Below are 7,040 nucleotides of genomic sequence, written 5' to 3'. Positions count from 1 at the left end.
GGTAAAGAGTGATTTAATTAATCGCTCCCCATCCTCTCCAAGGTTTAAAATACAATCTAAAGATGACAAAAGGTAACAGCTACCGCCAATACCTTGTTGAATAGTAACTGGCACCCCCTTGGGTGGAAATAAATCTGTCATTACAAGCCTCTTGAATACATATAGATCATAATGCATGCGATTATATCAGTGGAATATTATGTAATCCTTAAGGTTACCCTTCGGCAGCACCATTATTGAGGTAGTAGGCTTTTATTGAGGCATTAGGCAAACTAAAAATTATGTATTATGACTAACCTAAAATTTTAAGTGAACTAATTCCACTCATACCAGGTATCTAAAAGGGAAGCCAATTCATCTAAACCCTCTTTTTTCACAGAAGAAAACGACTGAACAGACACTAAATTCTCAGCTAATTCATAAAACTGACGAACTTTAAGTATTGTATTTTTAACTTCACTACGGCTTAATTTATCTGCTTTGGTTAACAAAATATGAACTGGGAGCTGTCTGTCGATAGCCCAATGAATCATCATTTGATCGAGTTCCTTCAAAGGATGACGTACATCCATTAATAAAATCAACCCTCGCAGGCATTGCCTTGTTTCAAGATAATGAACTAAATTCTTTTGCCATTCCTCTTTCACTCCCATGGCGACTTTGGCATAACCATAACCAGGCAAATCAACAAGTCGCCTTTGATCATCAAGGGAAAATAAATTAATTAATTGAGTACGTCCAGGAGTTTTACTAGTCCGAGCCAAATTTTTATTGCCAGTAAGGCAATTGAGGGCACTGGATTTTCCTGCGTTAGAACGACCAGCAAATGCTACTTCGTAACCTGAATCTTCGGGTAAGTGATTAACACGAGCTGCACTTTTTAAAAATACTGCTTTAGAATATAGATTGATTGGCATAAGATATCATTTTAGTTTTGGATTTTAACCCAGGCAGTGTACCATTAATTGACGAAATTATTTATGAGAAATCCATGAAAAAATTAGCACTTGTATTAATCCTGTGCTCTTCATCGCTCATTTTTGCTCAGGAAAACTCACAACAATCAGGTCAGAACAAATCCGCAGTATGTACCGCTTGCCATGGTCCCCAAGGCATTAGTATGAATCCGCAATGGCCTAACCTTGCTGGTCAACACGAAAAATATTTCATAAAACAACTAAAGGATATTAAAGAAAGTAAATTACGCTCTGTTCCTACTATGGCAGCAATAGTAGCTACCCTAAATGAGCAGGATATGAATGACTTGGCTGCTTATTATGCTAAAATGCCTATTGCTGAAGGTTCAACCCCAAAGAAATATTTGCAAAGAGGGGAGCAGCTCTATAGAGGTGGTGATTTAAATAAACATATTGCGGCTTGTATAGCCTGTCACGGTCCAAAAGGAACTGGAAATGCTCAGGCCGGCTTCCCGCTTATTTCCGGTCAGCATGCGACTTACACAATTATGCAGTTGCAAGCATTTAAAGAGGGCAAGCGAACAAATGATTTAAATCACATTATGCATGATATCAGTAGTAAAATGAGTCCGGAAGATATGGAGGCAGTAGCTTACTATATTCAAGGGTTATATTGAGGAATTAAAAAATGTTAAAAAAACTAATTTGTATGTTCTTTCTTCTCCCAATAACAGCTCTAGCAGCTCAATTTATTGAAGGGAGAGATTATCAAGTTGTCCCCAGTGCACAGATCGCAGCTAATAAAGACAGAACTCCCATTATTACCGAGTTTTTTAGTTATGGTGTCCCTGGTGTTATAAAATCGATGCTCCATTGAATGATTGGACACTCAAAATGGGTAAAAACGCTCGTCTTGAACGAGTACCGGTTGTTTTTAAACCCAATTGGGATTTGTATGCCAAAGCTTACTATACAGCAAAAACTTTAGCGATGTCTGATAAATTAAATCCCATGTTATTTAAAGCAATCCAAGAGGACAAAAATCCCTTAGCGACAAAACAATCTATGATCGACTTCTTTGTCGCTCATGGAGTAGATAAAGAAATTGCCAAAAGCGCTTTTGAAAATTCACCACCATAGATATGAGGGTAAATAATGGCATGTCATTAATGGCTCATTATCAAATTAATGCTGTTCCAGCTTTTGTTGTAAATAACAAATATAAAACCGACTTACAAATGGCTGGAAGTGAGGAGCGCTTATTTGAAATCCTGGATTATCTCATAAGAAAATCAGCTTAAAAGAACTGTCTAGGTAATAAAAACGGAAGCTAAAAAATACTTTATCAAAAATATTGAAAATATGGTTGGTAAGGAATAAAGAGGAAAAGTCAGATTTGAGTGAAGACTGAACGAAAATGATTCTAAAAAATGTGCTGCATAGATATCCATGTGGGCATTTTCTGAATCATTTTCGTTCGATATCCGCCAAATATGACTTTTTAGCGAATTGTGAACAAGAGTTGACTCCGTATGATAATTGTAATTATTAAGCTCCTTTGCCAGGATTTTCCAAACTCAAAATACCCGTATTGAAGTCATAAGCAAAAATTTCAGCATATCGCCCCCAATCAATCATAGTTTTCAAGACACGATCTGCTTCTTTTTCACTTAAATAATCTTCCAGCTTACTTAAAAAACGCTCCTCCGATACTCGGTGCCCAACTTTTTCATCCAATACTCGCCGGATATAACGTGCAAGAGGAACTTTTTCCAATAATCTTTGGGCGAACAATTGCTTTCGCTCCTGTAAATCAGCTTCTGAAAACTGCTTACCTAATTCGCTTAATTGAATATCTCCAGCAGATACCTTGGCAAAACCAAGTATCTCCAAAGTTTCCAGAATAGGGAACAGATCGTCAATGTTCATCATCAATTCATCGGCTAGCTCAGGTAAATCAATACGTTCTTCAAATGACTTCATAGTTTCTATTAAACCAGACAATTCAGAAGGCTCTACATCAGGGAGACGATACCCTAAACCTATTTGGCGCTCTCTTTGAGCACGTTTCGCTTTTTCTTTAGGCCCAGTAGTCATTAAAGTATAAATCTTGTCGACTAAAGCTAAATATTCGGGACTTTCTGGATCGCGTGGTTGTGGTAAAGTTACTGGTAATTCGGCGCGAATATACCCTGGATCGTTACCAAAAATGACAATTCTATCAGCCAATGTCGCAGCCTCTTCAATATTGTGTGTCACTAATAAAATGCCATTGGTATTAGTTTTTTTCTCCTTCCATAATTCTAATAAGTCTGATTTGAGATTTTCTGCGGTAAGAACATCAAGCGCTGAAAAAGGCTCGTCCATTAATAGCACATCGGGATTGATAACCAGTGCTCGAGCAAAACCTACTCGTTGCCGCATACCTCCTGACAACTCCTTAGGGAAGGCGGACTCGAAACCGTCCAGGCCTATGATATCAATCGCCTCAATGGCCCTATGCCTTCTTTCTTCGCGGCTAATTCCTTGAGCCTCTAAACCAAGCTCCACATTTTCCAATACAGTAAGCCATGGCATAAGAGCAAACGATTGGAATACCATGGCAATTCCTTCCACAGGCCTCGTGACGGATTTTCCTCTATAGGTTACAGTGCCACTTGACGGAGCGACTAAGCCTGCAATAATTCTTAATAAGGTTGATTTACCTGAGCCAGATTTGCCTAGTAAAGCAACTATTTCACCCTCTTGTAGATTAAAATTAACATCTTCAAGAACAAGAAGATCTTGCGAAGAGGCTTTTTTAAAAGACTTACTTAGATTTTCTATGCTAATAATAGTTTCTTTCATAGAGGCCTCAATTAAAATTAAACCGTTCTTCGGCTAATCGATAAAGTGGGCGCCAAATAAAACGATTAAAAGCCAGAACATAAACACACATCATCGCTGTTCCTAAGGCAATTTGCGGAAAGTCTCCTGCTGATGTGCTTGCTTGAATATATTCTCCCAAACCGGTGGCCTTAAGAGTAATATTTCCCCAACTAACATATTCAGCCACAATACTCGCGTTCCATGCTCCACCTGCCGCTGTAATAGCACCAGTAATATAAAAAGGAAAAATACCTGGCAAAGCCAATCTTTTCCACCATATCCATCCTTTTAACCCAAAATTATCAGCGGCTAAATAGAGTTCTCGTGGGATCCGTGAAGCGCCAGCAATAACGTTAAATAAAATATACCATTGTGTACCGAGGATCATAAGAGGAGTTACCCAGATTTCTACACTTAAATTAAATTTTACTATAGCTATTACAAATAAAGGATAGAATAAATTGGCTGGAAAGGCTGCCACAAACTGAATTATTGGCTGAATTCTCTGAGCAAGGCGCGGCCTTAGTCCTATCCAAACCCCGACGGGGATCCATAACAAAGAACTTAATGCAATCAAAATGATTACTCGAGTTCCTGTAGCAGCTCCCAGTAAAAAGACGTGAAATATATCGCTTGCCTTTAATTCAGCAAGGATAAACTTTAATAAGAACCACCCTCCTGTAATCACCCCGATAAGAACTACCCCACCCCACAATCTATCCCACCATTTCTGTTTTTTATAGTTAATCTCTTTAACGGCCTTGGGATCACCCATTCTAAGCCAGCGAGCATTGACAAACCCATTAGTGAATACAGTAAGTCCCTCGGTAACCTTCTTCATTAAGCGGCTACTACGCATTAAATCAATTAGCCAAGATTGGTATTCTGACTCATCAGGAGATTGCTCTACTTTAAATTTTTCAGACCAGGCAATAAGCGGCCTGAAAAGTATTTGATCATATAGAAAAATAACGATAACCATAGTTAGAATAGCATACCCCACGGCATGCAAATCTCTCTGGGTGATTGCCAATGCGATGTATGATCCAACACCAGGCAATCTGATATTTTGGTGTGCTACTGAAATAGCTTCTGATAAAACCACAAAAAACCAACTAGCTGACATTGAAACCATCATATTCCATAGCAACCCGGATAGAGAAAAAGGAACTTCCACCTTCCAAAAACGTTGCCAGGCTGACAATCTGAACATGGCAGACACTTCAATCAAATCATGAGGAACTGTTTTTAGCGATTGATAAAATCCAAAAGTCATATTCCATACTTGTGCACTGAAAATTGCAAAAATTGAAGCACATTCGGGCCCTAACAAACTATGGGGAAATAAATGGATAAAGCCCGTGACAGTGATAGATAAAAAACTAAGCACAGGGATGGATTGCAAGATGTCAATTGCTGGGATAATAATCTGTTCAGCTCTCCGATTCTTAGCAGCCAAGGCTCCAACAATAAACGTGAACAAAATTGAAAAAATTAAGGCAATAAACATTCTTAGCACAGTACGTAAAGCATAAAAGGGGAGATTGGACGGTTCCAAAGAAATTGGAATTTGGTCACCCAATTGATATGGGGTAGCCATTTGTGAACCAGCCCACCCCAAGAAAAATAACACAGAAAAAATTAATATAAGCAACAGAAGATCCCAGCGATTAATAAATCGACTGAATTTAGTAGGATTAGCAAAATAAAAACGACTATTACTCACTCTGTTTTCTCTCACTATGATGTTTGTGCTATCCCAAGATCTGAAAATGCTGTCCATGTCTCTTAATACAATGACAGTAAAGTGCGGAAATATCCAGGTATTCCGTCAAAAGACGGTCTATTAATAAAATATCATAAATACCTTTTTACTGGTACCTGCCAAATCTGATAAACAATATATCGAATAAGCAATATTAAATCACAAATAAATTTGTTTAAAAATTGAACTTTTTTGCAATTCAGGTGTCTAATATGTTGAGCATTCCCCCGGATGCTCTGCCCCGCTTTCCCCCTCTTTATGCGGGGTAATATCTGGATCGCACCAAATCCAGATAATAATCTTCCCCGGAATGTTACCGGGGATTTTTTTGTACTGAAAAAATGATTACACTGAAGTTAAATAATTAATGAGAATTTATTATGAACAAAACACTCATTTTCGTTCTTGGTGTATTTATAAGCTTAGCATCACAATTAGTCTTCGCAGGGCCTGACAGAGCTCAATTGGCCGTTTGGGCTAATGAAGCCATTATTGCTACGTATACGTTTGATTATAAAAATTACATCCAGCAACAAAAAGAAATAGCCAAATATTTTACAGCCGACGCATGGATAGCCTATAGTAAAGCACTCAATGCCTCTAAGCTGCCCGAAGCAGTTCAAAAAAATGCCTATTATGTTGATGCAGTGGCTACAGAACCGCCAAAACTCATTACTCTGGATCCTACCCACTGGCAAGCCATCATGCCAATACTCGTTGTCTACCAAAATCCCCAATACCAGCAAAAGCAAAACTTGAAAGTAGTATTAGGCTTTACTCAAGCATCTCCTGGTCAAGGGGTCAGAGGTTTCAGTATAACGAGCTTTCAATCGACAGTCATTAGCCCACCATGCCAATGTAAAAATGAAAATTCTCTTAAGAGTACTAGCCAAGGAAACGCCAAACAATAATACCAACATGCAGCAAAATTAATGTGATAATTAAGACTAAAATAAAGGTTAATTTCTTTGGAATGGCAACATCTAAAGCCGATTGTTCTGGACGATTCGGATTATAATAAACATCAATTTCTGAGTTATCCTTAAAAGCCATTGCGACCTGATAGGCAATATTACGTGAGTACTTACTATTGGGTGTATTGAGGGAAGTATCTAAGAACAGATATTCCCCAGTCAAATCTTTATCATAAACTTGATAAATATATTCTATTTTAGGCCAGACACTATGGCCTACCTTAATCCATTCACAGCGAGTAATATGGCCTTTCGCTTTTAACCAAGATTGGGCTTCCCTCAAGTCTCTTCTTCTTCTCCAGAAATACCGAAAAAGAATTAAAAGAAAGCACAGCCATCCCAGATCGAGACCCCAGCGCAAAATAATTGGCAAATCCATATTTTTCCCGTAAATTTACATGATACCTTCTATGGATGAATTTTAAGGATTTTTGCCTACAATTTTCTTTTCTCGAAGTTTAAAAGCAATAATAAGTAAAGAATTATTGTCGATTGTAATAGAGAGAAAATCACAGC

Annotated in this window: 6 protein-coding genes and 1 pseudogene; 3 read left to right on the top strand and 4 right to left on the bottom strand. The window is 38.0% G+C overall.

Annotated elements, in window-relative coordinates; translation table 11 throughout:
* Positions 1-314: 314 nt before the first annotated feature.
* Entirely contained in the window at positions 315-917 is a 603-nt protein-coding gene (gene yihA, locus OK13_RS09080; RefSeq protein ID WP_035890339.1) for a ribosome biogenesis GTP-binding protein YihA/YsxC, read from the bottom strand.
* 74 nt (positions 918-991) lie between these two features.
* On the opposite strand from yihA, the gene OK13_RS09075 reads away from it, so the two are divergent.
* Together OK13_RS09075 and OK13_RS16045 are read left to right on the top strand one after the other, a co-directional pair.
* Complete coding sequence (locus tag OK13_RS09075) at positions 992-1,594, top strand: c-type cytochrome (protein ID WP_035890338.1); 603 nt, start codon at positions 992-994, stop codon at positions 1,592-1,594.
* A gap of 11 nt (positions 1,595-1,605) precedes the next feature.
* Positions 1,606-2,218: pseudogene (locus OK13_RS16045) on the top strand (thiol:disulfide interchange protein DsbA/DsbL).
* Positions 2,219-2,465: 247 nt separating this feature from the next.
* Here the strand turns inward: OK13_RS16045 and OK13_RS09065 are convergent.
* On the bottom strand, positions 2,466-3,764 hold the full coding sequence (locus tag OK13_RS09065; RefSeq protein ID WP_035890337.1) for an ABC transporter ATP-binding protein: 1,299 nt from the start codon (positions 3,762-3,764) through the stop codon (positions 2,466-2,468).
* A gap of 7 nt (positions 3,765-3,771) precedes the next feature.
* Positions 3,772-5,511: an ABC transporter permease gene (locus OK13_RS09060; RefSeq protein WP_035890343.1), complete on the bottom strand. Its 1,740-nt coding sequence runs from the start codon at positions 5,509-5,511 to the stop codon at positions 3,772-3,774.
* Positions 5,512-5,930: 419 nt separating this feature from the next.
* Here OK13_RS09060 and OK13_RS09055 point away from each other — a divergent pair, with 419 nt between their 5' ends.
* Positions 5,931-6,461, top strand: coding sequence for a DotI/IcmL family type IV secretion protein (locus tag OK13_RS09055; RefSeq protein WP_035890336.1), 531 nt, complete (start codon positions 5,931-5,933; stop codon positions 6,459-6,461).
* On the opposite strand, the gene OK13_RS09050 is transcribed toward OK13_RS09055, so the two are convergent.
* Positions 6,436-6,903, bottom strand: a complete 468-nt coding sequence (locus OK13_RS09050; RefSeq protein ID WP_035890333.1) for a DUF3592 domain-containing protein — start codon at positions 6,901-6,903, stop codon at positions 6,436-6,438. The two genes, OK13_RS09055 and OK13_RS09050, sit on opposite strands and share 26 nt — an antisense overlap.
* Positions 6,904-7,040: the final 137 nt, after the last annotated feature.

Source organism: Legionella norrlandica (assembly GCF_000770585.1).
Classification (GTDB): Bacteria; Pseudomonadota; Gammaproteobacteria; order Legionellales; family Legionellaceae; genus Legionella; species Legionella norrlandica.
The sequence above is the reverse complement of the archived record's forward strand: the minus strand, read 5'-3'. Positions and strand labels throughout refer to the sequence as shown.

What these genes read in the sequence shown, in the direction of transcription:
- OK13_RS09065 (WP_035890337.1), bottom strand. Translation starts at nt 3,764, where the DNA reads ATGAAAGAAACTATTATTAGCATAGAAAATCTAAGTAAGTCTTTTAAA.
- OK13_RS09075 (WP_035890338.1), top strand. Translation starts at nt 992, where the DNA reads ATGAAAAAATTAGCACTTGTATTAATCCTGTGCTCTTCATCGCTCATT.
- yihA (WP_035890339.1), bottom strand. Translation starts at nt 917, where the DNA reads ATGCCAATCAATCTATATTCTAAAGCAGTATTTTTAAAAAGTGCAGCT.
- OK13_RS09055 (WP_035890336.1), top strand. Translation starts at nt 5,931, where the DNA reads ATGAACAAAACACTCATTTTCGTTCTTGGTGTATTTATAAGCTTAGCA.
- OK13_RS09050 (WP_035890333.1), bottom strand. Translation starts at nt 6,903, where the DNA reads ATGGATTTGCCAATTATTTTGCGCTGGGGTCTCGATCTGGGATGGCTG.